Below are 23,530 nucleotides of genomic sequence, written 5' to 3' on the forward strand. Positions count from 1 at the left end.
CTTCAGGCGAACGGTCGGTGACCGCTCCGCCTGGCACTCGACGGCGTCGAGTGCCAATGTCGTGTTTAGCACTCTCCTGGGGAGAGTGCAAGAACCGCAGGTCAGCGCGGTGGCATTCAGCTGCTCGGCTTGATGGAGATCGACGACGGCGGCGGCTTCAACGACGAGCCGGGACCCTGCGTTTGGGAGCCGCCGGGGCCGACCGGGATGTTCGGCGCGGTGGTCTGCGGGCCGTTGCCGCTGTTCGAGTCACCGAAGATGAAGATGGCGGCCACGATCGCGCCCGCGATCACGAGGGCGCCGACGACGATCCAGATCCACTTGGCGCCGCCGCCCTTCTTGGGCTGCTGCTGGAAACCGCCCTGCTGCGGCGGCGGGCCGTAACCGGGGGGCGGGCCCTGCTGGAACCCACCCTGCTGCTGGAAACCGCCCTGCTGCGGCGGCGGGCCGTAGCCAGAGGGCGGGCCCTGCTGGAACCCACCCTGCTGCTGGAAGCCACCCTGCTGCGGCGGCGGGCCGTAACCGGGCGGCGGGCCCTGGTGCGGGGGACCCTGCGGTCCCGGTCCCTGCTGGCCGTAGCCGGGCTGCTGTCCTCCGTACGGGTGCACGGGGCCCCCCTCTCCCTGTGGCGGCGTGTTCTGCCGTGGCGCCTGCTGCGGTACCGCCTGCTGGACGGTCGCGGCCGCCGCCTGCCCGGGCGCGCCGGGAGGCTCGTTCGAAGTCGCGAGCGGACCGAGCGCGCGCCTGGCGGCCGCGATCATCTCAACACAGTTGGGGTAGCGATCGGCGGGATTCTTCGCCATTCCCTTCCGGACGACCTCGTCGATCCCGGCGGGCAGGCCGACGATCCGCGAGATGGCCGGGGGCTCGCCGTTCAGGTGCCCCTTGATGACCGTCTGCACGTCGCCCTTGAAGGGCGGGCTGCCGGTCAGGCAGGCGTAGAGGACACAGGTGAGCGCGTACTGGTCGGTGCGGCCGTCGAGCGGCTCGCCGCGCAGGTGCTCGGGCGCCGCGTACGTGGGCGAGCCGAGGAAGTCGCCGCCGCGGGTCCGGTGCCCGGTGGCGCCGCGGCGGGTCAGGCCGAAGTCGGCGACGTAGACGTGCTCGCGCGAGGTCTCCTTGCTGGTGACCAGGACGTTCGCCGGTTTGACGTCGAGGTGCACGAGACCCCGGTTGTGCAGGGTGTCGAGCGCGTCGGCGACCTGGTCGAGCATGTTCAGCGCGCGGGCGGGCGCGATCGGGCCGCCGGAGATCAGCCCGGCGAGGTCGCCGCCGTCGACCATCCGCATGGCGATGTAGAGCATGCCTTCGAGCTCGCCGAAGTCGTACAAGGGCACGACGTTGGCATGGTCGATCGCGGACGTGTTCCGCGCCTCGTCGACGAAGCGTTCGCGGAATTCGGCGTCGGCCCCGAGGTGATCACCGATGACCTTCAGTGCCACCTTGCGCCCGAGCCGCACGTCCGTGGCCTTGTAGGTCACGCTCATGCCGCCCTTGCCGAGCACGCCGTCGATGCGGTAGTTGCCCAGCCGACGACCCGTCAGGTCCCCCGACTCATCGCCTGTCACGCAGCGAAGCCTAACGCGCCAGTTCCGGGCGCCGCCGGGGGTCGCCCGAAGTCTCCTTAAGAGACCTTGCGTACGTCCGCGGCCTGACTCCGCCCGTCGCGGCCGGACTGGACTTCGAATTCCACGCGGTCACCCTCGTCGAGCGTCCGGAATCCGTCGGCCTGAATGGCCGAGTAGTGGACGAAGACGTCGGGCCCTTCGGTGGATTCGATGAATCCGTAGCCCTTTTCCGAGTTGAACCACTTGACGGTGCCGACTGCCACGGCGCACTCCCTCAGCACAGGATCCGTCGGCCTTCTCTGCCCCGGCCGGCGGTTTCGAGTGCAGTTCACGCTACCCGAATTACCGGCTTCGGCAATGCTCAATTCGTCCCAAGGTCATCCGCGAGAAAGCCGCCTATTGCGCGCTTGCACGAGGACGCGTCCTGGTCCCGCGAAGTCCAGCGCGAGCCCTTCGCCGGTGCGCACCGACTGCGGGCCGGACTGGTCGACCGCGCGGAGACGGCACTGCACGGTGTCCGGATAGGCCAGCAGGAAGTCCGGCCGCACGGTGACGAGTTCGCCCGCGGTGAGTTCGAAGGCGTCGACCGGGCCTCGCGCGGCCAGTACGAGCGGGCCGGTTCCGCTGTAGTGCTCCAGGAAACCGGAATCGGCGCCGAAGAGCTTCTGCAGCGGTGCCCAGCCGGGGTCGTGCCGGACGGTCGCCGGCCGGGCGAGGATCGCGTCCCGGCTCACGCACCAGCCACCGCCGCCGGTGAACTCCAGCGGGTAGACGTCTCCGGCGGCCAGCGGCGCGAAGTCGATCCAGCCGCCGCCCTCCGGTGCGTTGAACACCGACGGGGCGGCCTTGCCCGCCCGCGAGCCACCGCGGGACGGGACGGTTTCGGTGATGCCGAAACTGCTGGCCAGCATGGTGTCCCCGGCGGCCTGGACGGCCTCGCCGGGGGACAGCAGCACGCGTGCGACCCCGAAGTTCGGGGTGTGCCTCGTCTGGACCCGCATGCGGTCAGCGGGAGGGGACCTGGGCGATCACCCAGGCGGACAGCGCCGACGGGTTGCGGGTCTGGGTGAGCAGCTGGCCCGGACCGGCGAAGTCGAAGACGAGGCCTTCACCGCTCTTCATCGACTGGATGACGCCGGTGGCGACCTTGCGGATCTGGTACTGCACGGTGTCGGCGAACGCGACGACGTGCCCGGTGTCGATGGTGATCACCTCGCCCTGCTGCAGGGTGACTGTCTCCAGCGCGCCGTAGCAGGCCACGACGAGCGGGCCCTGTCCCGTCGCGTGGGTCAGGAAGCCGCCCTCGCCGCCGACGAGGTTCTTGAGCCCGCCCCATTTGGTCTCGGTCTGCACGCCGTGGGAGGACGCGAGCCACGAACCGCGCGTGACGCACCAGCCGGTGCGGCCGTCGAGGTTGATGATCTGCATGTCGCCCGGCAGGTTCGCGGCGACGTCGACCCAGCCGCCGTTCTGCGGTGCGGTGTAGGTGGAGATGAAGAAGGACTCGCCGGAGAGGAAGGCGCGGCCGAGGCCCTTCATGATGCCGCCCTGCGCCTGGGACTGGACCTGCACGCCGTAACTCGTCGCCATCATCGCGCCCGACTCGACCTGCGCCGGCTCGCCCGGGGCGAGGATGAGCCTCGCCACCGCGAACGATGGCTGGTGACGGATCTGAACCTGCATGTCTTCTTCTCCCCGGATGGTCGTTGTGACGCGCAGAGTCTTGCATGCGGGGCCCGAGGCGGGAGGATGGTCCGGTGATCTCCGTCGACGCCCACCGTGAGACCGTCACCGGCCTGCTCGGAAACGCCCCCGTCATCCGCCTTCCGCTCGCCTCCGCCGCCGGGCTCGTGCTCGCCGAGGACGTCCGCGCGGGGGTTTCGCTGCCGCCGTTCGACAATTCCGCGATGGACGGTTACGCCGTCCGCGCCGAGGACGTCGCGGAGGTGCCCGTGACGCTGCCGGTCGCCGAGGACATCCCCGCGGGGCGGGTCGACAGCACGAAATTGGAGCCGGGCACCGCGCACCGGATCATGACCGGCGCCCCGTTGCCGCCCGGCGCCGACGCGGTGGTGATGGTGGAGCACACGGACGGCGGTGTGACGGACGTCCGGATTCTCAGGACGGCCGTCCTGGGCGCGCACATCCGGCGCCGGGGCGAGGACGTCGTCGAGGGCACGGTGGCGCTTTCCGCGGGGACGGTGCTGGGCCCGGCGCAGCTGGGTCTCGCGGCGGCCGTCGGACTCGCCGAGGTTCCGGTGTACCGGCCGTTGAAGGTGCTCGTGGTGTCCACCGGGACCGAACTCGTCGACGCGCCGGAACCCTTGCGGCACGGGCAGATCTACGAGTCGAACAGCATCATGCTGGCGTCCGCGATCCGCGCGCTCGGCTGCGAGGCCGAGGTCGTGCGCAGTGTGGTCGACGACGTGGACGAGTTCCGCTCGGTGATCGAGCCGCGGCTGGCGGACGTCGATCTGCTGGTGACCTCGGGCGGCGTGAGCGCGGGGGCGTACGAAGTCGTGAAGGACGCGCTGACCGGACAGGGCGTGGAGTTCCGGAAGGTCGCGATGCAGCCGGGTGGGCCGCAGGGCTGCGGCCACTGGAACGGCGTGCCGGTGGTGACGCTGCCGGGCAATCCGGTGAGCGTGCTCGTGTCGTTCGAAGCCTTCCTGCGGCCGGCGTTGCTCGCGGCGATGGGGCACGCGGGGGTCGACCGGCAGCGGGTGCGGGCCCGGCTCACGGAGGCGATGACCTCCCCCGCCGGACGGCGTCAGTTCCGGCGGGGCTTCTACACGCATGCCGAAGGTGAGGTCACCGGGATCGTCGGTCCGCGCGGCGGGCCGGGCTCGCATCTGCTGGCGTCGTTCACGCAGGCGAACTGCCTGATCGTGCTGCCGGAGGACGTGGACTCGGCCGAGCAGGGCGACGAGGTGGACGTCCTCCTGCTCTGACCTGCGTTTAGCGGGCTAAAGGGTGTCTCCCGAACTGAAGTGGGCAGGTCAGGCGAGGACACACGCGCGCGTTTCTTTTCGGCCGGAGGCCTCGGATTTGCGGAGGCGGGCCGCCGACACGGCTGAGCGAGTAGCTCCGCCATGCCGCGGCCCGGCTGTGGAAATCCGAAAGCGCGCTTCGAGAGACACGGCCTAAACGCGATCCGTCGGGAAGTCGCGGCACCGGCCGACCGGGGTGAACAGCAGGACGAAGACGGCGACGACCTCGAGTCCGGCCATCAGCCCCAGCGTCTGCCGCACGCCGGCCGTTTCGCCGAGGATCCCGCCGAGCAGCCCGCCGAGCGCGACCGCGCCGAAGCTGAGCACGGACGAACTCGCGGTGACCCGGCCGAACATCCCGGCCGGGACGTAGCGCTGCCTGAAGGTGGCGTTGAGGACGTTCGAGCCGACGACGCCCGCGCTGACCGAGAACCCGGCGGCGACGAAGAAGGCGAGCCCCCACCCGCCGTTCGCCAGCGGGCCGAGCAGCATCATCAGCGCCCCGAAGGCCTCGCAGAGCACGAAGGCGCGCGCGGTGCCGATCCGCGCGGCGAGTTTGCCCGACAGCGCGGCGCCGAAAACGCCGCCCGCGCCGACGAGCGCGAGCACGAGCCCGGCGGCGCCTTCCCCCACGCCGAGATCGCGGACGAGGAACACGACCTCGATCGACTGGTAGCCCATGAGCGCGACGTTCGAGATCGCGCCGAAGACCGCCAGGACAAGCAAATACGGGTCGTGGACGACGAAAACGAGGCCGTCGCGGATCTCGTCACGCAGCCGTGAACGCGTCTTCGGCGGGCGCTCGGGCTCCCGATGCCGGATGGATCGCAGGCACAGCACGGAAATCCCGAAGCTGACGGCGTCGGCGAACACCCCGGCGACGGCGCCGAACCAGTGCGCCAAGAGCCCGGCGAGCCCCGGTCCGCCGATCTGCGCGGCGGATTCGCTGCCCTGCAGCTTTTCGTTGGCCTCCTGCAGTTGTCCCTTGTCGACCAGCGACGGCAAGTACGCGCGATACGCGACGTTGAAGAACACCTTCGCGACGCCGCCCGCCAGGGCGACGACGATCAGCTGGGTCATCGTGAGCAGGCCGGACCACGCCGCGACCGGGACGCTGAGGAAGACGAGCAGGGAAATGCCGTTGCACACCAGCATGACCGGGCGTTTCGGCCGTCTGTCGACCCAGGCGCCGGCGGGCAGGCCGATCAGCAGCCACGGCAGCCAGGCGGCCGCGGTCAGCAGCCCGACCGCGAACGTGCTCGCCTGCAGGGTGACCACCGCGACGAGCGGCAGCGCGACGACGGCGATGGAACTGCCGAGCACGCTGGTCGTCTCGCCGGTCCACAGCAGCCGGAAATCCCTGGAGCGCAGCAATCCGCCGCGTTCGCGGGTGGTCATGGGCGGGCCGGGACGACTCGGGTGGAGATGAAGACGGGGCGGCGTTCCTGGCCGTCGTCCGGGATCTCGCGGCCGCTGTAGGACTTGATCAGCTCGTGGACCTTCTGTTCGAGCTCGGCCAGCTCGGCGACCGACATCTTCGCCCAGCTGTCGGTGGCGAAGGCGGCGCGATGCCATTCCTCCGGATAGCTGTCGCGTTCGGCGAACCATTGGCGCGCCATGGACACCTGGCGTTCGAGGGCGAGGGATTCGGCGGCGGCCGCGACCGGGTCGTCGGGGAAGTCCGAAGGCGACCAGGACACCGCGTAGCTCACGCGGCGCCACCAGCGCTCGCGACGGTCGCGGGCGAGTTCCGGCGCCTCCTCGACGAGATCGCTGGCGGCCAGCACCTTCAGGTGGTGACTGACGTTCCCGACGGCTTGCCCGGTCCGTTCGGCGAGCACGGAAGCCGTGCACGGGCCGTCCAGGCGGAGGACGTCGAGCAGGCGGCGCCGCAGCGGATGCGACATCGCGGCGAGCACCTTCGAATCGTGGACTTCATGGACTTCGCGATCGGCCATAACGCACAACAGTAGTTGCACAAGAGTCATTGTACAAGTCCCCTTGTGTACTACTCCATCCGGGTCGGTAACCTCGATGGCATGGGTTTCTTCTCGTGGATCGTGTTCGGCGCCATCGCCGGCTGGCTGGCCAATGTCGTGGTCGGTGGCCCGGACCGGCGCGGCGGCTGCCTGTTCAGCATCCTGATCGGCGTGCTGGGCGCGGCCCTCGGCGGTTTCATCTACCGGCTCGCCACCGGGACCGAACGGACCTTCGAGTTCGACTTCCCCAGCTTCGGCGTCGCGATCCTCGGTTCGATCGTGCTGCTCGCCCTGCTGCGGCTGGTGCGCGGCTCCGGGCGGAGCGACTCGTATCGGCGGTGATCAACGGAGTAACCGTTGGTAACGGTTTTCTCGCGACCGGTGATCACCGGCGCGCGGGGCACTAGAGTGGGATGTTCGCTCAGTTCCAGTGGCCGCGTCCGGATGCATGTGCCGTCGGGGGGCATATGCATCCGGACGCGCGTGCCTCGGCGATGACGGAGGCGGCGCGGACGGGGTCGACGAGCGGCGGCATCGGCGCCGCCGAAATGTCCTTCTTCCAGGCGCGGAACAGCTCGGCGAGTCGCTCGCCTGCGGGGTCCGGGCTGGCGGGCATTCGAGGGTCCTCAAGGTCTGCTATCGGCGTCAATTACCTAGAGTTATCGCGTATTTCGACCTTCCGTTACCGGGATGTGGTCCCTCCCACCCGGCGCGGGGAAACCCTTCCGGGGGAGGCCACGGCCCGGCTCCGGACAGGGCGGTAGCGTGGTGGCTCTTCCTGTCCCGACCCCCCGACACGAACTGCGGTGAACCCGACCAATGAGCGGCAACCGGCCGGAAGCCACTGGTAATCCCCTCGCGCACGCCGTGAAGCTGGCCCGCGAGACCGTTCCGCCGATGCACCCGGCCGGCAGGCCGTTCGTGTTCGGCGGTCTCGCCGCGACGCTGGTGCTGCGGAGGTTCTCCAAGCGCCTCGGTGTCGTCGGCGCGCTCGCGACGGCCGCGACGGCCGCGTTCTTCCGTGAGCCCAAGCGGGTCCCGCCCGCTCAGTCCGGCCTCGCGGTCGCGTCGGCGGACGGCCTGGTCTCGCTGATCGAAGAGGCCGTGCCGCCGCCCGAGCTGGGGCTGCCCGCCGAGCCGCGGATGCGGGTGAGCGTGTTCCTGTCGGTGTTCGACGTGCACGTCCAGCGGATCCCGGCCTCGGGGGTGATCGAGCGGGTCGCGTACCGGCCCGGGAAGTTCCTGTCTGCGGACCTGGACAAGGCGAGCGACGACAACGAGCGCAACTCCGTGCTCATGCGCACCGAAGACGGCCACGAGCTCGTCGTGGTGCAGATCGCCGGGCTGGTGGCCCGGCGCATCCTCTGTGAGATCCGCGAGGGTGACAAGGTCGGCGTCGGCGCGACGTACGGCATCATCCGCTTCGGCTCGCGAGTCGACCTGTATCTGCCGCCGGGCAGCAAGGTTCTCGTCTCGAAGGGCCAGCGCACGATCGGCGGCGAGACGCCGATCGCCGAGCTGCCCACGGCGCCGCACCCGGAAGGCTGATCCATGGTCCGCGTGACCACTCCCGGCGTGCGGCTGCTGCCGAACGCCATCACGGTGCTCGCCCTGTGCGCCGGTCTGTCGTCGGTGCAGTTCGCGCTGATCGGCAACTATCCGATGGCGATCGCGTCGATCGGGATCGCCGCGGTGCTCGACAGTCTCGACGGCCGGATCGCGCGGCTGCTGGACGCGACGTCGAAGATGGGCCAGGAGCTCGACTCGCTGTCCGACGGCATCTCGTTCGGTGTCGCGCCCGCGCTGGTGCTGTACGTGTGGCACGCGGAGGGCGAGCGGATCGGCTGGGTGGCGTCGCTGATCTTCGCGGTCTGCATGATCCTGCGGCTGGCGCGGTTCAACACGCTGATCGAGGACACCGAGCAGCCGCCGTACGCGGGCGAGTTCTTCGTCGGTGTGCCCGCGCCCGCCGGTGGTCTGCTGGCGATGCTGCCGCTGATCCTGGAGCTGCAGTTCGGGCAGGGCTGGTGGTCGCATCAGTACGTGGTGTGGGTGTGGACGATCGCCGTCGCCGCGCTGCTGATCAGCCGGATCCCGACGCTTTCGCTGAAGACGGTGAAGGCGCCGCCCAAGGCGATCGCGCCGCTGCTGGTCGGGGTGGGCCTGCTGGCCGCCGCGATCATCCAGTTCCCGTTGGTGGCGCTGGCGATCGCGCTGATTCTGTACCTGGCGCACATCCCGTACTCGGTGTACCGGCACCGTTGGCTCGCGAAGCATCCGGAGGCGTGGATGGCGCCGCCGCGGGAACGGCGCGCGATCCGGCGTTCTTCGAGCCGCCGCCGTCTCGGCCTGCGGCCGCCGCTGCGGCGCGTGGTGGCCGGCGCCGCTCAGCGGGTCCGGCTGCAGCGCGGCGAACAGCACGTCGCGCGCGCTCCGCGCACCATCCCGACCGACAAGGACCGGGACAACGGCCGGGGCCCGCGGCGCCGCTCGTGGCGGCGGATCGGCCTGCGGAAACGCTGACTCACCGGCCCTGACCGCCCACTCCCAGCCCCCCGCCCGTCCCTGGGGGACGGCCCCGCGCCCAGCGTACCGAGGGTGTCGGACGGGACCGGGGGAAACGGGGGCCAGGGGCGGGAGTTGTCCACAAGCGGGTGGGGCTGTGGACAACTTGGGGATCGCTGGAGCTGAAGTGTCAGGAAAGGGCCGTTCAGGACGAAAAGTGTCCTGAACGGCCCTTTCCTGACATCCGGCCCAGACCAGCCGAGCCGAAGCTCACCCCACCGAAGCGCGCAGACCGCCGATCACCAGGTCCAGCTGGGCCTCGAAGTCCTGCAGGCAGTCGCCGTCCAGCAGTGACGGCAGCGCCCGGTGCAGCGAGGGCAGCCCGTCCGCGGTCACCGACCGCTGGAACCACGCCACCACCGGCTCGGCGCGCTCCAGATCCGACGGATCCGGGACACCGGAAAGCCCCACCGTCTCGGTGAGCACGGCCCCGAACACCAGCCCGATCAGCGACCGGTAGCCCCGCGCGGCGCCGCGTTCGTCGAGCCCGGCGTCCAGCAGCGCGGAGAACATCGCGTCGATGAATTTCAGTGCGCCCGCCGAACGCGGATTCGCCGCGTCGGTCGCGAGCGCCCGCACCACCACCGGATGCCGCGAAAAGGCCGTGTACAGGCCATGCGTCAGCGCCCGCAGCCGCTCGTCCCACGGTCCGGGTTCGGGCAGTGGCACACTCTCGAAGACCCGCGCGGTCAGCCCGTCGAGCAGATCGCCCTTGTTCGCGACGTGGTTGTAGAGCGACATCGCCTCCACGCCGACTTCGGCGGCCAGCTTCCGCATCGACAGTCCGGCCAGTCCCTGCTCGCCCGCCAGCCGCAATGCGGCGTCGAGCACCTTCTCCCTGCTCAGCGCCATGTGTCCCAGTTTACCGGCACCCCTTACGCCGTAAGTACTTACATCGTATGCTTACGCCGTAAGTCACCTGGAGGGATGTCATGGACACCGAAACCCTGCTCACCACCACCCGCTCGGTCCGCCGCAAACTCGACCTCGACCGGCCGGTCGAGGAAGGACTGCTCGAAGACTGCGTTCGCGTCGCGCAGCAGGCGCCCGCCGCGGGGATGCTGCTCGACGCCCAGCGCTGGGTCATCGTCCGCGACCCGGATCTCCGCGCGGAGATCGCGAAGATCGTCCGCGCCGAGGCGATCCCGGCCATGGCGAAGTACGGCCACCTGGCGAGCGAGGCCGTCATGCGGTCGGCCCGCCACCTCGTCGACAACCTCGGCCGCGTCCCGGCCCTCGCGATCCCGTGCATGATCGGCCGCCCGCCGGAGGATCCCGTGCTCCAGAACGGGTACTACGGCTCGGTGTACCCGTCGATCTGGAGCTTCCAGCTCGCGCTGCGGTCGAAGGGGCTCGGCAGTTCGATGTGCGCGTACCACCTGCCCGCACGCGAGGCCGAAGTCGCGAAACTGCTCGGAATCCCCGAAGACGTCGCGCAGATCAGCCTGCTCGCGGTCGCCTACACGACCCAGCGCGACTTCTCCCCGGCCGCCAGGCGACCCGCCGGGGAGATCCTGTCCTTCGACCGCTGGGCACGGTCCGCGTAGATAGGGTGGCGGGGTGAGCGCACCCCAGATCACGCTGACCGTCCGGCACACCCCGTCCGCACTGGACTCCCGCCGCGGCGTCGTCCGGCTGCACCCCGAAGTCCTCGACGCGCTCGGCCTGATGGCCTGGGACGCCGTCCGCGTCACCGGCGCGCGGGTCAGCTCCGCGCTGGCCGCCCCGTCGGACGCCGAGGGGATCCCGGGCGTGATCCTCCTCGACGACGTCACGATGTCGAACCTCGGCGTGACCGAAGGCTCGGAAGTGGTCGTCGCGCCCGCGGAGGTGTCGGCCGCGAAAACGGTCACCGTGGCGGGCTCGCGTATCGCGAGCGTGTCGCTCTCCCCGCACACCCTGCGGCTCGCCCTGATCGGCAAGGTGCTGACCGTCGGCGACGCCGTTTCCCTGCTCCCCCAGGATCTCGCGCCCGCGCCGGGCTCCGACGTCTCCGCGGTCCGCGGCCAGCTTTCCCGCGCCATCGGCATGACGTGGACGAACGAGCTGCTCACCGTCACCGCCACCGAGCCATCGGGGCCGGTCGCCGTCGGACCGTCCACTGTGGTCAGCTGGCGTGACGGCGCCCGCACCGGCGAGGCCGCCCCCGCCGCCGCGCCCGCCCGCGCCGGGACGACGCTGGTACGCAGCACGCCCGCCACGCCGCACGAGGATTTCATCGACGCGGAGATCGTCGAAGACGAGCGGATCGACGAGGTCGCCGAGGAAACCGTGCCTCCTCTGTCGGACCTCGCCGGTTCCGAAGCGGCCGCCCGCAAACTCGCCGAATGGTTCGACCTGGCCTTCCACCGCCCGGAGCTGCTGGCGAAACTCGGGACGTCGGCGCATCTCGGGGTCCTGCTGTCCGGGCCGGAAGGCGTCGGGAAGGCGACGCTCGTCCGCGCCGTGGCGCAGGCCGAGAAGGTGCGGGTGGTGTCGCTCGCGGCGCCGAACATCGCCGTCCTCGACCCGAACGTCGCCGCCGCGCGGCTGCGTGAAGCGATCGAGCAGGCCACCCACGACGAAGACCCCGCCGTCCTGCTGATCACCGACATCGACGCGCTGCTGCCCGCGTCCCAGCCGCCGCCGCTCGCGACGGTCGTCCTCGACGATCTGCGCAAGGCCCTGCGCACCAAGGGTTTCGCCGTCGTCGCCACCACCGGCCGCGCCGAGTCCACCGATCCGAGGCTGCGCGCCGCCGACCTCCTCGACCGCGAGCTCGGCCTGCCGCTCCCGGACGCGAAGACACGCACCGAACTGCTGCGCGTGCTCCTGCGCGACGCCCCGCTGGAGCCCGGTGTCGACGTCGGCCCGATCGCCGAGCGCACCCCCGGTTTCGTGGCCGCGGACCTCATCGCGCTCCGCCGTGACGCCGCCCTCCGCGCCGCGCTGCGGCAGCGTGAGGCCGACGAGCCGCGGATCTCCCAGCGGGACCTGCTCGACGCGCTCACCACGGTCCGCCCCATCTCGATGTCCACTTCGGACAATCTGGCCACCGGCGGGCTGACGCTGGACGACGTCGGCAACATGACCGACGTCAAGCAGTCGCTCACCGAGGCGGTGCTGTGGCCGCTGCGCTACCCGGACTCGTTCGCGCGCCTCGGCGTCGATCCGCCGCGCGGCGTGCTCCTGTACGGTCCGCCCGGCGGTGGCAAGACGTTCCTGGTCCGCGCGCTCGCCGGCACCGGCGCGCTGAACGTGTTCGCGGTCAAGGGCGCCGAACTGATGGACAAATGGGTCGGCGAGTCCGAGCGCGCGGTGCGAGAACTGTTCCGCCGCGCCGCCGAGGCCGCGCCGTCGCTGATCTTCCTCGACGAGATCGACGCGCTCGCCCCGCGCCGCGGCCAGTCGTCGGATTCCGGTGTGTCGGACCGCGTCGTCGCGGCCCTGCTGACCGAATTGGACGGTGTCGAGCCGATGCGCGAGGTCGTCGTCCTCGGCGCGACGAACCGGCCGGAACTGGTCGACCCGGCCTTGCTGCGGCCAGGACGGCTGGAGCGCCGCGTCTACGTCCCGCCGCCGGACGCGCACGCCCGTGAGGCGATCTTGGCCGCCAGCGCCAAGAACACGCCGCTGGCGTCCGATGTGGACCTCGCGGCGTATGCGGCCACTTTGGACGGTTACTCGGCGGCGGACTGCGCGGCGCTGATCCGCGAGGCCGCGCTGACCGCGATGCGGGAGTCATTGGAGGCCAAGGAGGTCACCGCCGCGCATCTGACGAAGGCGGCCGAGACGGTCCGGCCGTCGCTCGACCCGGCCCAGCTCGCCGCCCTGGAGGCGTACGCGCAGACCCAGGTCTGAGCATGTGAAAAGGGCCCGCTTCCTTGCGAGGAAGCGGGCCCTTTCCCGTCGTGGCTAGGAGCCGTCTTTGTCGTTGGTCTTGTAGTCCTTGGTGAGGATGACGATCACGCCGGGACCGATGTTCTCGATCTCCTTGAACCGGGGCTCGGCGCGGAACCCGAACTCCAGCGCCAGCGCCTTCGCGGCCGCTTCCTCGTCGGTGCCCGGGCGGTAGTAGGCCACCGTCTCGGGGAGCCTGCCCGGGTAGCCCTTGACCTCGGAGACGTTCCAGCCGGAGGCGCGGAAATCCTTCGCGGCCTGCTCGGCGAGGCCCTGGATCGTGCTGTTGTTGTAAACGCGCACCGTCACCCACTTGTGCGACGCCTGCTGGTCGCCACCGGGCTGGCCCGGTTGACCGGTCTGCCCCGGCTGGCTGGCCGGAGGCGCGGAACTCGCGGGCGCGCTCGACGGCGGCGCCGAGGACGACGCGGGCGGCGTGCTGGCCGAAGGCGAGCCCGGCGCCGGTGACGAAGGCTGCGTCGCGCCGTCCGAGGACGTGGGCGTGGTGCCGGGCGGTGTCGCGGTGTCGGAGTCACCGCCGCCGCTGGTCAGGGTGATCCCGCCGATCACGGCGGCGATCACGGCGACACCGACCAAGGCCAGTCCGGCGGCCTTCATCGGCCGGGACAGGCCCGAAAACAGACTCATGAGAGATCGATCCCCAGTCGCCGGGCCGCGCGATTGCGCTGCCGGGCCGCTCGCGTCTTTCGCAGGCGCTTCACCAGCATCGGGTCGGCCTGCATGGCTTCGGTCTTCTCGAGCAGCCGGTTCAGCAGCTGGTAGTAACGCGTCGACGACATCGAGAAGCGTTCGCGGATGGCCTGTTCCTTCGCGCCGGCGTACTTCCACCACTGACGTTCGAACGCGAGCATGTCGAGCTCGCGCTCGCTGAGGCCGTTCACGGTCTCCGACGGGGACGGCTGGTCGGGCTCAGCCATCGACTCCGCGGCGTCCATCCGACTCCTCGCAATCAGGTCAGTGCTCGGCGGGCGTGAAACCACAGGCTTGTCATTCCGCGGCGCCATTAGACCACGGATGCGGCGCCCGGCCTCGGTAACGGCGTCGGCGCGTCACGGGTAAGGGTCTACCAGAAGGGTCCGACTAAACTGCGCGCGTGACCGTCCATCCCATCGTGATCGCCGGCGAGCCCGTGCTGCACAACCCGACTCGGGAGATCACCGAGTTCGACGACAAGCTGCGCACCCTCGTCGACGACATGTTCGAGACCATGTACGCCGCCGAAGGGGTGGGCCTCGCGGCCAACCAGATCGGCCTCGACCTGCGCGTGTTCGTCTACGACTGCCCCGACGACGAGGGCACGCGCCACAAGGGTGTCGTGGTGAACCCGAAGCTCGAGACGTCGGAGATCCCGGAGACGATGCCCGATCCGGACGACGACTGGGAAGGCTGCCTGTCGGCTCCCGGCGAGTCGTACCCGACAGGGCGCGCTTCGTGGGCGAAGGTCACCGGCTTCGACGTCGAGGGCAATCCGATCGAGGTAGAAGGAACCGGCTACCTCGCGCGCTGCCTGCAGCACGAGACCGATCACCTGGACGGCTTCATCTACCTCGACCGGCTGGTCGGGCGGCACGCCCGCGCGGCGAAGAAGATGCTGAAGTCGAACAAATGGGGCGTTCCGGGCAACTCGTGGCTGCCCGAGGCCCAGCCCTCCGACGACTGATCCCTCAGCGCATGTCATGAAAGGGCCGTTCAGGACGAAAGATGTCCTGAACGGCCCTTTCATGACATTTACGCGAGGGTCAGCACCCCAGGAAGTGGCACCGCACAACCCGCGGCTGCTCGATCACCTTCCCGGCCTCCACCGACCACGCGAGCCGGAGGTACTGGGCATGCGTCCAGGCCAGCGGCGTCGCGGACGCGGTCGGCGTGCCCGCCGGGAAGCCCGGCTGCCCCGAAGGCGCGTTCTCGTCCCAGACCTGCTCCGGCATCGTGTCCCCGGAGCTGCTGACGCGTCCGAGGTCGCGAAGCCGCTTCGCGGCCGTACCCCGGTCACCGGCGGCGAGGTCGTACTCGCCGCGTTCACCCGCGAGCAGCGGCCACAGTCGCCCGAAGGTGGTCCGGCTTTCGGCCGGGAACGTGTAGTCCCACGGCGAGCCGTCGGCCTTCTCGCCGTATCCGTCCTTCGTGTAGCGGTGCCAGAACTGCCCCGTCGGGGTGGTGAACGCGATGTCGGCGTCGGTGACCTTGATGCTGTTCGTGATCACCGGATCGTCGGCGCGGTAGATGCCCAGCCTCACCAGTTCGAGGAATCCGGCGTCGGTCACCGCACGCTGGTCCATGGTCACGCTGGAATTGCCCAGGTTGTACTTCGTGCCGTTGTCCGCGTCGCCGTCCTTGGTCAGCCGGACGAAGTACGGGTCCTTCGACAGCGGGCCGTTCGTGGTCACCGTCCACCGGGCGAGTTTCGCCTTGAAGGCGTCGGCGGTCGCGAGGTAGCGCGCCGCGTCGGCGTCGGCACCGTTCGCCTTGGCGAGATCGGCCGCGCAGACCAGTCCGGCGATCACCGCGGCGATCGTCGAAGGCGAATAGCCGTCCTGCTCCTCCCAGCGTTCCTGCTGGCTGTACGGCGACGCGTGCCCGTTGTCCGCCTTGTAGGACAACAGGAATTCCGCCGCCTTGCGCACACCGCGCCAGGTCTTCGCGTCGGTGCGGCCGAGTTGCTGCGCGAGCACGATCGGCAGCGCGGTCTCGTCGAGCTGGATGGACGTCCAGTACGGCGTGCCGTCGACGTGGCTGTTCTGCGGCAGATGTCCGTCCGACAACTGCTGCGTGCCGAACATGTAGTCGACCGACCGGTTCGCGGCGTCGCGATCGCCGGCGGCGAGCAGCCCGGTCGCGATCTGGTAGAGGTCACGCGGCCAGACCAGGTGGTAAGTACCCGACGGCGACCATTCGGGGTCGTTGTTCCCGAACCGCCACGGCATGCTCGGCGACGCGATGAGCGCCCCCTGGTGGATCTTGTCCTCGCTCGCGGCGAGCATGAGCACGGACGCCTGATAGAGATCGCGCTCCCGCTTGGTCTTCAACGAGGAGGGCGCGTCCTTCACCTGACGGAGGTACTTCGTCCAGCCCCGGTCGTACGCGCGGGCGGCGTCGGCGAATCCACGCCGCAGAGAGGCTTTCGCATTGGCGAGCGCGTCGGAGTCCTTCGCGCCCATGCCCAGCGAAAGCGTGAAGTCACGTGAGCGGACACCGTCGGCGGAGGTCTGCCCGGTGATCAGCACGTTGCCCTTGGCCGCGGTCGCGTAATGCTTGAGGCTGAAGGATTTCGTCAGCTGCGTGACGCCGTCGGAGAAGCCCGCGAAGCCGACGGAAGTCCGCGAGAACGCCGGTTCCGCCGCCAGCGCGGCCGCCGTCTTCGCATCCGAAGCGACCGCGCTCGCACCCTGTGAGCGCGCGGAGTCGTCGGATCCTTCGTTGGTGAGATCGGGATCCGCGACCGCGTACACCTGGTACGGGCGGCCGGTCAGCGAAACGAAGTCGACGTCGATCAGCACACTCGCGCGCGCCGGGTCGGTGACGTAGGTCTTGCGGAGCTTCCAACGACGCTGGTCGTCGGTGACGGTCTGTTCGTAGGTGAGTCCGCCGGTGCGGCGCACCTGCTGGGCCTTGGCCGAGGAATCGACGGTCGCGAAGCTCGTCCCGTCGGTCACGACGAGATCCAGCGACCGCACGCCCGGCGTCGACAGATCCGGGTAGTAGACCTCGGACATCCGGCCGCCCTGCAGGGTGAACCAGACGTTGCTCGCCCGTTCGCGGGCGGTGCCGAAGCCGGTCTTGTCGGCCGGGAGCCAGCTCGGATGAGCGCCTGGCGCACCTGGCGCCTCACCTCCCTGAGCCTCGGCGACCGCCGGGACCAGCCCCGCGACCACCACGCCCGCCAATGCCGGGAGCACGAGTTTCCGCATATCCACCCCAGACTTCTGTAACGGTGCAGAATCTCCGGGATTCTGTCGTGAATCCCCGGCGCGCACAGGACCCGAACCGGTGAACCGTCAACGCTGTCGACAAGTCGTCACCCGAGGGCGGGTTGATTGATCCGGCCCCGGCGTGGCATGGTCGGGGCACAACCAAACAACCGCGGGAGCTCGCGCCATGGCGGGCTGAGAGGGCGGCTGGTGTCTTTCTAGAGGACCCGGCGCCGCCGACCGCATGAACCTGACCGGGTAATGCCGGCGTAGGGAGTGAACGTCGTTGACGACGCTTGAGAATGCCCAGGGCATCAAGCCGACCGTGACCACCGGTCCGATCACCGGTTCCCGGAAGGTCTATCACCAGACGGAATCCGGGCTCCGGGTCCCCGCGAGGCGGATCGATCTTTCGAACGGCGAGCATTTCGACGTTTACGACACCTCCGGCCCGTACACCGACGACGACGCGCAGATCGACGTCCACAGTGGACTTCACCGGCTGCGCGCCGGATGGGCCGACGGTCGTGAGCACAACACCCAGCTCGGCTGGGCGAAACAGGGCGTCATCACCCGCGAGATGGAGTACGTCGCGGCACGCGAGCGCTGCTCGCCGGAATTCGTGCGGGACGAGGTCGCGCGCGGTCGCGCGGTGATCCCCGCCAACCGCAAGCACCCGGAGACCGAGCCGATGATCATCGGCAAGAACTTCCTGGTGAAGATCAACGCCAACATGGGCAACTCGGCCGTCTGGTCCTCCGTGGAGGAAGAGGTCGACAAGATGGTGTGGGCCACCCGCTGGGGCGCCGACACGATCATGGACCTCTCCACCGGCAAGCGGATCCACGAGACGCGCGAGTGGATCATCCGCAACTCGCCGGTCCCGGTCGGCACCGTGCCGATCTACCAGGCGCTGGAAAAGGTCAACGGGGAGCCGGAAAAACTGTCGTGGGAGGTCTACCGCGACACGATCATCGAGCAGTGCGAACAGGGCGTCGACTACGTCACCGTGCACGCGGGGGTGCTGCTGCGCTACATCCCGCTGACAGCGCGCCGGGTCACCGGCATCGTCTCGCGCGGCGGTTCGATCATGGCGGCGTGGTGCCTCGCGCACCACAAGGAATCGTTCCTGTACACCAATTTCGCCGAACTCTGCGAGATCCTGCGCGAGTACGACGTCACCTTCTCCCTCGGTGACGGCCTGCGGCCGGGCTCGATCGCCGACGCGAACGACCGCGCGCAGTTCGCCGAACTGGAGACGCTGGGCGAGCTCACGCACATCGCCCGCGAGCACGACGTCCAGGTGATGATCGAGGGCCCCGGCCACGTGCCGATGCACAAGATCAAGGAGAACGTCGAACTCGAGGAGAAGCTGACCGGCGAGGCACCGTTCTACACCCTCGGCCCGCTCGCCACCGACATCGCGCCGGCGTACGACCACATCACCTCGGCCATCGGCGCGGCGCAGATCGGCTGGTACGGCACGGCGATGCTCTGCTACGTCACGCCGAAGGAGCACCTCGGCCTGCCGAACCGCGACGACGTGAAGACCGGCGTCATCACCTACAAGATCGCCGCGCACGCCGCCGACCTCGCCAAGGGCCACCAGTACGCGCAGGAGTGGGACGACGAGCTGTCCAAGGCCCGCTTCGAATTCCGCTGGAACGACCAGTTCAACCTGTCGCTGGACCCGGACACCGCGCGTTCGTACCACGACGAGACGCTGCCCGCGGAACCTGCGAAGACGGCGCACTTCTGCTCGATGTGCGGGCCGAAGTTCTGCTCGATGCGCATCACGCAGGACGTCCGCAAGTACGCCGAGGAACACGGACTGTCCACTGTGGAGGCCATCGAGGCCGGCATGGAGGAGAAGTCGAACGAATTCGCCGAGCAGGGCAACAAGGTGTACCTGCCGGTGGTCAATCAGTGACAGCCACACCCAGGACGGCCCTCACCATCGCCGGATCGGATTCCGGTGGTGGTGCGGGCATCCAGGCCGATCTGCGCACCTTCTTCGCCAACGGCGTGCACGGGATGGTCGCGCTCACCGCGGTCACCGTGCAGAACTCGCTGGGCGTGCAGGGGTTCAGCGAGATCCCGGTCGACGTCGTCACCGGCCAGATCAAGGCCGTCGCCACGGACATGGGCGTCGACGCGGCGAAGACCGGGATGCTCGCGACGGCCGAGATCATCAACGCCGTCGCCAAAACGCTCGATGAAGTCCACATCGGACGCTCGACGGGCACGCCGTTCGTCGTCGACCCCGTCGCCGCTTCGATGACCGGGCACGCGTTGCTGCGCGAGGAGGCTTTGGAGGCGATCCGCACCGAACTCTTCCCGCGCGCCACGCTGATCACACCGAACCTGGACGAGGTGCGGTTGCTGACCGGCGTCGAGGTGACCGGGCCCGGGACCCAGCGGGAAGCGGCGGAAGCGTTGCTGGAGTTCGGTTCCGAGTGGGTGCTGGTGAAGGGCGGGCATCTCGACGCCGCCCAGGACTGCGTGGACCTGTTGTCCGACGGGGAATCCTGGGTCGAGCTGAGCGGCCCGCGCTTCGACACCCGGAACACGCACGGTGGCGGGGACACGATGGCTTCGGCGATCACGTCCTCGCTGGCGAAGGGGGCCGATGTGCCGACCGCCGTCGCCGAGGGGAAGCGGTTCATCGAGCGGTGCGTCGCGGAGTCGTATCCGCTGGGGGCCGGGGTCGGCCCTGTTTCACCCTTCTGGACACTGAAGTAGGAGTGCGGAAATGTCATGAAAGGGCCGTTCAGGACGAAAGATGTCCTGAACGGCCCTTTCATGACATCCGTTAGCGAGTGGTGAGGCGAGGAGCGTCCACCGCCCAGTACCAGTCGTTCCCCGCCGCGTAGAGCCGCCAGGTCAGCTTCACCGAACGCGCCCCCGCGGGCACCTTCACCGAAGCCGACGTCGGCACCGAAAGCACGTCGCCACCCTTGTTCGCCGTCCCGGACTCCGGCCCGTAGGCCAGCACGTTCTGCTCGGGACCACCGTCGAACGACGCCGTCAGCGCGCCCCGCTGCGTTCCCTCCTGCCGGTAGTGCGAAACGAACGCGACGTCCACAGTGGACTTTCCGGAGACGTCGAACGAAGGCGACACCAGGGAAGAGTCGAAGGTTCCACGCGACGAGGGCGAACCCTTGTCGTCCCACTCGTCCGGGTCCGCGACCGCGAAAATGCCCCGCGCTCGGGCGTTCGCCTCACGCTGCTGTCCGGGAGCGGTGCGGGTCCAGAAGTCGTCGGTCGTGAAGGCCCAGCCCTGCCATTCCGTCACACCGGCGGGCATTCCGGACGCGTTGCGCACGCTCCAGCCGCCGGGTGCGTCGTGCGTCCAGCCGAGCACTCCGGCCGGGACACCGGTTTCGTCCTGCCGGGGCTTCAGAACGGCGGTGTCGAAAACGTCCAAAGGCGCGGCGCCGAGCGGGTAGCCGTCGTAGACCGCCGGAGCCGCGATACCCAGATGCCGCAGCACCGTCGGTGCGATGTCGACGATCTTCGGTGCCACGGCGGGGGTTCCGGCCGGAACCGCACCGCCCGCGGCGATCACGAAGGTCATCCGCTCCTCGGGGCTGTCACCACCGTGTCCGCCGGAGGCCGTGTGGCCGTGGTCGGCGGAGATCATGATCAGCCAGTCCTCGTCCGCGCGGGCCGGCCGGGCGTCGACGGCGGCGAGCAGGCGTCCGATCAACGCGTCGTCGGTGCGCAGACTGGCTTCGTACTGCGAGGAGTCCGCGCCGTGCTCGTGGCCGGCGATGTCCGTCTGTCCGAAGTAGACGAACGAGGCGTCGGCCTTGTCCTGCTTGAGATGCTTCTCCGCGTCGACGGCCACCTGCTCGTCGGTCTTCTCGTAGCCCGCGCTGTCGCCGTTCAGGACGAACTTGCGGTCCTGGCCGGTGCGCAGGATCCGGTCGCCGATCGGCGTCCAGTCGACCGCCGCGTAGGTGTCGAGCGCCGGGTTCGCGGTTTCGGCGCGCGCGAGCCAGCTCGGATGCGAGGCGAGATCGTCGCCGGTGAAAGAGTTGTCCTTCACCTTGTGCTTGTCCGGCCAGACACCGGTGAGGATCGTGGACCAGCCGGGGCCGCTGACCGTCGGCGCCATCCCGCTGCCGTACAACGAACTGCGCGACACGTACCCGCGGTTCGCCAGCGGGTGGACGTTCGGGGTGTCGGCGGCCATCAGCTTGTCGAACCGGGCGCCGTCCAGGCCGATGACCAGCACCTTGGGCGTTTTGGCCGCGGCGACGGCGACGCCGGACGTCAGCCCGGCGACGGCCACCAAGACCGCGAGGAGGGAAAGCGTTCTGCGCACGAAAGCCTCCGGTAACTTGTTCGAACCAATTGTTCGTCAAGTTAGTGCGCCGAACCGACTTCCCGATGAAGTCCGCGTGCCTTCGCGGAGGACGTCAGCCGACGGAAGCTCGTCCTGACCGTCTGAGATCGCACATGGAAAATGGACCCATGAGCGAGAACCCGAGCCCGCCGTCGGCGCTGACCATCGCGGGGTCCGACTCCGGCGGTGCCGCCGGCCTGCAGGCCGACCTGCGCACGTTCCTCACCTGCGGGGTGCACGGTCTGGTCGCGGTCACCGCGGTGACCGTTCAGAACACCCTCGGCGTGCACGACCGCACCGACATCCCGGCGCATATCGTCGCCGGGCAGATCGAGGCGGTCGCGGCCGACATGGGCGTCAACGCGGCCAAGACCGGCATGCTCGCCTCGGCGGAGATCATCCACGCCGTCGCCGCGGCCTGCGACAAGGCCGAGATCGGCCGCGACAGCAAGGTGCCGTTCGTGGTCGACCCGGTCGCGGCGTCGATGCACGGGCATCCGCTGTTCGACGAGGCCGGGCTGGTGGCGCTGCGCGACGAACTCCTGCCGCGCGCGACCGTCCTCACGCCGAACCTCGACGAGGTCCGCCTGCTGACCGGGATGACCGTGACCACCCGCGAGCAGATGCACCAGGCGGCCGTCGTCCTGCACCGGCTCGGGCCGAAGTACGTGCTCGTGAAGAGCGGGCACCTCGTCTCCGACCCGGAGTGCGTCGACGTGCTCTTCGACGGCTCCACGTTCGTCGAGCTGCCGGGTGAGCGATACGCCACGCAGCACACGCACGGCGCCGGGGACACGATGGCGTCGGCGCTGACGGCCGGTCTCGCGAAGGGGATGTCCGTCGTCGAGGCCGCCCGCTACGGCAAGTGGTTCGTCTCACACGCGGTCGAAAACGCCTACCCGATGGGTGCGAAGGTCGGTCCGGTTTCGGCGTTTTGGCGGCTTGCGCCGGAGCACTGAGCGCACGGACGGTTACCATCTGCGCCGTGACGGGACGCGAAACGGTGGCCAGGGTCGTCGAAGACCGCCGCTTCCAGAACTTCATCATCGCGGTGATCGTCTTCAACGCCGTCACCCTCGGCCTGGAGACCTCGACCAGGATGGTCGCCGAGTACGGGTCGCTGCTGCACACGGTCGACTACGTCGCGCTCGGGATCTTCGTCCTCGAGCTCGGTGCGAAGCTCTACGCCTACCGCGCGAAGTTCTTCCGCGACCCGTGGAACATCTTCGACCTGCTCGTCGTCGGCATCGCGGTGATCCCCACGACCGGCCCGTTCGCGGTGCTGCGGGCGTTGCGGGTCCTTCGGGTGCTGCGGCTGATCTCGGTCGTGCCGTCGATGCGGAAGGTCGTCACCGGCCTGCTCGCGTCGATCCCCGGGATGGCTTCGATCGCCGCGCTCCTCGCGTTGATCATCTTCGTCGCGGGCGTGATGGCGACGAAACTGTTCGGCGCGATCTCACCGGAGAACTTCGGCGACCTCGGCACTTCGCTGTTCACGCTCTTCCAGGTGATGACGGGCGAGGCGTGGCCGGACATCGCGAAGGAGATCATGAAGGAAGCACCCATGGCCTGGGTGTTCTTCGTGGTCTACATCCTCGTGTCCAGCTTCGCGGTGCTGAACCTCTTCATCGCCGTGGTGGTCAGCGGGATGGAGGACGAGCTTCGCCAGGACATCCGCGAGGAAGAGGCGAAGCAAGCCGAAACCCAGGCTCAGGCCAACAAGGAGATCCTCGACGAGCTTCGCGCTCTTCGGGCGGAAGTCAGCGCTCTTCGTCGGCAATAAGCGCTTCGAGCGCCGGGAGAGCCGCCGCCAAGGCCGCCTGGTGCTCCGGAGTCAGCCGTTCGAGGCGTTTGCCGAGTTCGTTCACCCGCGTCGACCGGACGCCGGAAACCAGCCTCTCGCCCTCTTCGGTGGCCTCCGCGAGCCAGGCGCGCCTGTCGATCGGGTCCGATTCACGGCTGACGTAGCCCGCTTCGACCAGCGAAGCGACGATCCTCGACATGGTGGCCGCGGCGACGCCTTCCTTCGCCGCGAGATCCCCCAGACGGAGCTGCCCGTGGTGCACGAGCGTCGCGAGCGCGGAAATCGCACCGTGGCCTGGCCCGGGCACGCCGGCCTGCCGCAGTGACCGGGACAGCCTGCCCACCGCCAGGAACAACCTGCCCGAAACGTCCTGGACCGTTGACGTGGTCACCACTGGCTCCTCTGGGTACACGGCGGCGGGTGCGCCTCCGGAAAGTGCCGTCAACCATACGGGCTCCGGGGGCG

The 23,530-nt window shown here is 69.4% G+C and carries 23 protein-coding genes and 1 riboswitch; of the genes, 11 read left to right on the top strand and 12 right to left on the bottom strand.

The window, feature by feature from the left end; translation table 11 throughout:
* Positions 1-116: 116 nt before the first annotated feature.
* The 4 genes from AB8M46_RS07715 to AB8M46_RS07730 form a co-directional block, all read right to left on the bottom strand.
* Positions 117-1,568, bottom strand: coding sequence for a serine/threonine-protein kinase (locus tag AB8M46_RS07715; RefSeq protein WP_394359935.1), 1,452 nt, complete (start codon positions 1,566-1,568; stop codon positions 117-119).
* A 56-nt stretch (positions 1,569-1,624) separates the two neighbouring features.
* A complete protein-coding gene (locus tag AB8M46_RS07720; RefSeq protein ID WP_005164266.1) occupies positions 1,625-1,831 on the bottom strand; it encodes a cold-shock protein in 207 nt (68 codons plus the stop codon).
* Between the two features lie 114 nt (positions 1,832-1,945).
* A complete protein-coding gene (locus tag AB8M46_RS07725; RefSeq protein WP_037335590.1) occupies positions 1,946-2,569 on the bottom strand; it encodes an AIM24 family protein in 624 nt (207 codons plus the stop codon).
* Positions 2,570-2,573: 4 nt separating this feature from the next.
* The gene (locus AB8M46_RS07730; RefSeq protein WP_037335581.1) at positions 2,574-3,251 is read right to left on the bottom strand and encodes a TIGR00266 family protein; all 678 of its coding nucleotides are present in this window, start codon (positions 3,249-3,251) and stop codon (positions 2,574-2,576) included.
* A 74-nt stretch (positions 3,252-3,325) separates the two neighbouring features.
* On the opposite strand from AB8M46_RS07730, the gene glp reads away from it, so the two are divergent.
* Positions 3,326-4,519: a gephyrin-like molybdotransferase Glp gene (gene glp, locus AB8M46_RS07735; protein ID WP_394359936.1), complete on the top strand. Its 1,194-nt coding sequence runs from the start codon at positions 3,326-3,328 to the stop codon at positions 4,517-4,519.
* 192 nt (positions 4,520-4,711) lie between these two features.
* Here glp and AB8M46_RS07740 read toward each other — a convergent pair whose 3' ends face one another.
* Both AB8M46_RS07740 and AB8M46_RS07745 read right to left on the bottom strand, forming a co-directional pair.
* Entirely contained in the window at positions 4,712-5,956 is a 1,245-nt protein-coding gene (locus AB8M46_RS07740; protein WP_394359937.1) for an MFS transporter, read from the bottom strand.
* On the bottom strand, positions 5,953-6,516 hold the full coding sequence (locus AB8M46_RS07745; RefSeq protein WP_037335572.1) for a helix-turn-helix transcriptional regulator: 564 nt from the start codon (positions 6,514-6,516) through the stop codon (positions 5,953-5,955). The genes AB8M46_RS07740 and AB8M46_RS07745 overlap by 4 nt, the downstream gene beginning before the upstream one ends.
* An 81-nt stretch (positions 6,517-6,597) precedes the next feature.
* Here AB8M46_RS07745 and AB8M46_RS07750 point away from each other — a divergent pair, with 81 nt between their 5' ends.
* The 3 genes from AB8M46_RS07750 (at position 6,598) to pssA (ending at position 9,060) form a co-directional block, all read left to right on the top strand.
* Positions 6,598-6,879, top strand: a complete 282-nt coding sequence (locus AB8M46_RS07750) for a GlsB/YeaQ/YmgE family stress response membrane protein (protein ID WP_039923570.1) — start codon at positions 6,598-6,600, stop codon at positions 6,877-6,879.
* Between the two features lie 477 nt (positions 6,880-7,356).
* The gene (locus AB8M46_RS07755) at positions 7,357-8,085 is read left to right on the top strand and encodes a phosphatidylserine decarboxylase (RefSeq protein WP_038507807.1); all 729 of its coding nucleotides are present in this window, start codon (positions 7,357-7,359) and stop codon (positions 8,083-8,085) included.
* A 3-nt stretch (positions 8,086-8,088) separates the two neighbouring features.
* On the top strand, positions 8,089-9,060 hold the full coding sequence (gene pssA, locus AB8M46_RS07760) for a CDP-diacylglycerol--serine O-phosphatidyltransferase (RefSeq protein WP_037335564.1): 972 nt from the start codon (positions 8,089-8,091) through the stop codon (positions 9,058-9,060).
* Between the two features lie 252 nt (positions 9,061-9,312).
* Here the strand turns inward: pssA and AB8M46_RS07765 are convergent, their stop codons facing one another.
* Complete coding sequence (locus AB8M46_RS07765) at positions 9,313-9,954, bottom strand: TetR/AcrR family transcriptional regulator (protein WP_037335561.1); 642 nt, start codon at positions 9,952-9,954, stop codon at positions 9,313-9,315.
* 80 nt (positions 9,955-10,034) lie between these two features.
* Between AB8M46_RS07765 and AB8M46_RS07770 the strand changes: the two genes are divergently transcribed.
* Together AB8M46_RS07770 and AB8M46_RS07775 are read left to right on the top strand one after the other, a co-directional pair.
* Entirely contained in the window at positions 10,035-10,649 is a 615-nt protein-coding gene (locus tag AB8M46_RS07770) for a nitroreductase family protein (RefSeq protein WP_394359938.1), read from the top strand.
* Positions 10,650-10,662: 13 nt separating this feature from the next.
* Positions 10,663-12,942 carry an AAA family ATPase gene (locus AB8M46_RS07775; RefSeq protein ID WP_394359939.1) on the top strand — a complete coding sequence of 760 codons (2,280 nt, stop codon included), beginning with the start codon at positions 10,663-10,665 and terminating at the stop codon, positions 12,940-12,942.
* Positions 12,943-12,996: 54 nt separating this feature from the next.
* On the opposite strand, the gene AB8M46_RS07780 is transcribed toward AB8M46_RS07775, so the two are convergent.
* The gene (locus AB8M46_RS07780; RefSeq protein WP_394359940.1) at positions 12,997-13,629 is read right to left on the bottom strand and encodes a LytR C-terminal domain-containing protein; all 633 of its coding nucleotides are present in this window, start codon (positions 13,627-13,629) and stop codon (positions 12,997-12,999) included.
* Positions 13,626-13,937: a DUF3263 domain-containing protein gene (locus tag AB8M46_RS07785; RefSeq protein ID WP_005160574.1), complete on the bottom strand. Its 312-nt coding sequence runs from the start codon at positions 13,935-13,937 to the stop codon at positions 13,626-13,628. Before AB8M46_RS07785 ends, AB8M46_RS07780 begins: the two co-directional genes overlap by 4 nt.
* Positions 13,938-14,095: 158 nt before the next feature.
* Between AB8M46_RS07785 and AB8M46_RS07790 the strand changes: the two genes are divergently transcribed.
* Complete coding sequence (locus AB8M46_RS07790) at positions 14,096-14,662, top strand: peptide deformylase (RefSeq protein ID WP_037335552.1); 567 nt, start codon at positions 14,096-14,098, stop codon at positions 14,660-14,662.
* Positions 14,663-14,741: 79 nt separating this feature from the next.
* Here AB8M46_RS07790 and AB8M46_RS07795 read toward each other — a convergent pair whose 3' ends face one another.
* Positions 14,742-16,910, bottom strand: a complete 2,169-nt coding sequence (locus tag AB8M46_RS07795; RefSeq protein ID WP_394359941.1) for a glycoside hydrolase family 15 protein — start codon at positions 16,908-16,910, stop codon at positions 14,742-14,744.
* Positions 16,911-17,072: 162 nt separating this feature from the next.
* Positions 17,073-17,203, top strand: a riboswitch (TPP riboswitch).
* On the opposite strand from AB8M46_RS07795, the gene thiC reads away from it, so the two are divergent.
* Together thiC and thiD (AB8M46_RS07805) are read left to right on the top strand one after the other, a co-directional pair.
* Positions 17,197-18,840, top strand: coding sequence for a phosphomethylpyrimidine synthase ThiC (gene thiC, locus AB8M46_RS07800; RefSeq protein ID WP_052120328.1), 1,644 nt, complete (start codon positions 17,197-17,199; stop codon positions 18,838-18,840). Its footprint overlaps the riboswitch before it by 7 nt.
* On the top strand, positions 18,837-19,652 hold the full coding sequence (thiD, locus tag AB8M46_RS07805; protein ID WP_394359942.1) for a bifunctional hydroxymethylpyrimidine kinase/phosphomethylpyrimidine kinase: 816 nt from the start codon (positions 18,837-18,839) through the stop codon (positions 19,650-19,652). Before thiC ends, thiD (AB8M46_RS07805) begins: the two co-directional genes overlap by 4 nt.
* Positions 19,653-19,722: 70 nt before the next feature.
* Here the strand turns inward: thiD (AB8M46_RS07805) and AB8M46_RS07810 are convergent, their stop codons facing one another.
* Entirely contained in the window at positions 19,723-21,240 is a 1,518-nt protein-coding gene (locus AB8M46_RS07810; RefSeq protein ID WP_394359943.1) for an alkaline phosphatase family protein, read from the bottom strand.
* A 149-nt stretch (positions 21,241-21,389) separates the two neighbouring features.
* On the opposite strand from AB8M46_RS07810, the gene thiD (AB8M46_RS07815) reads away from it, so the two are divergent.
* Positions 21,390-22,220, top strand: coding sequence for a bifunctional hydroxymethylpyrimidine kinase/phosphomethylpyrimidine kinase (thiD, locus tag AB8M46_RS07815; RefSeq protein ID WP_037335535.1), 831 nt, complete (start codon positions 21,390-21,392; stop codon positions 22,218-22,220).
* Between the two features lie 26 nt (positions 22,221-22,246).
* Entirely contained in the window at positions 22,247-23,044 is a 798-nt protein-coding gene (locus AB8M46_RS07820; protein ID WP_037335532.1) for an ion transporter, read from the top strand.
* Here AB8M46_RS07820 and AB8M46_RS07825 read toward each other — a convergent pair.
* Positions 23,022-23,456, bottom strand: coding sequence for a MarR family winged helix-turn-helix transcriptional regulator (locus AB8M46_RS07825; RefSeq protein ID WP_037335529.1), 435 nt, complete (start codon positions 23,454-23,456; stop codon positions 23,022-23,024). The two genes, AB8M46_RS07820 and AB8M46_RS07825, sit on opposite strands and share 23 nt — an antisense overlap.
* Positions 23,457-23,530: the final 74 nt, after the last annotated feature.

Origin of the sequence: Amycolatopsis sp. SB7-3 (assembly GCF_041021335.1) — a bacterium.
In the GTDB taxonomy this organism is placed as follows: Bacteria; Actinomycetota; Actinomycetes; order Mycobacteriales; family Pseudonocardiaceae; genus Amycolatopsis; species Amycolatopsis japonica.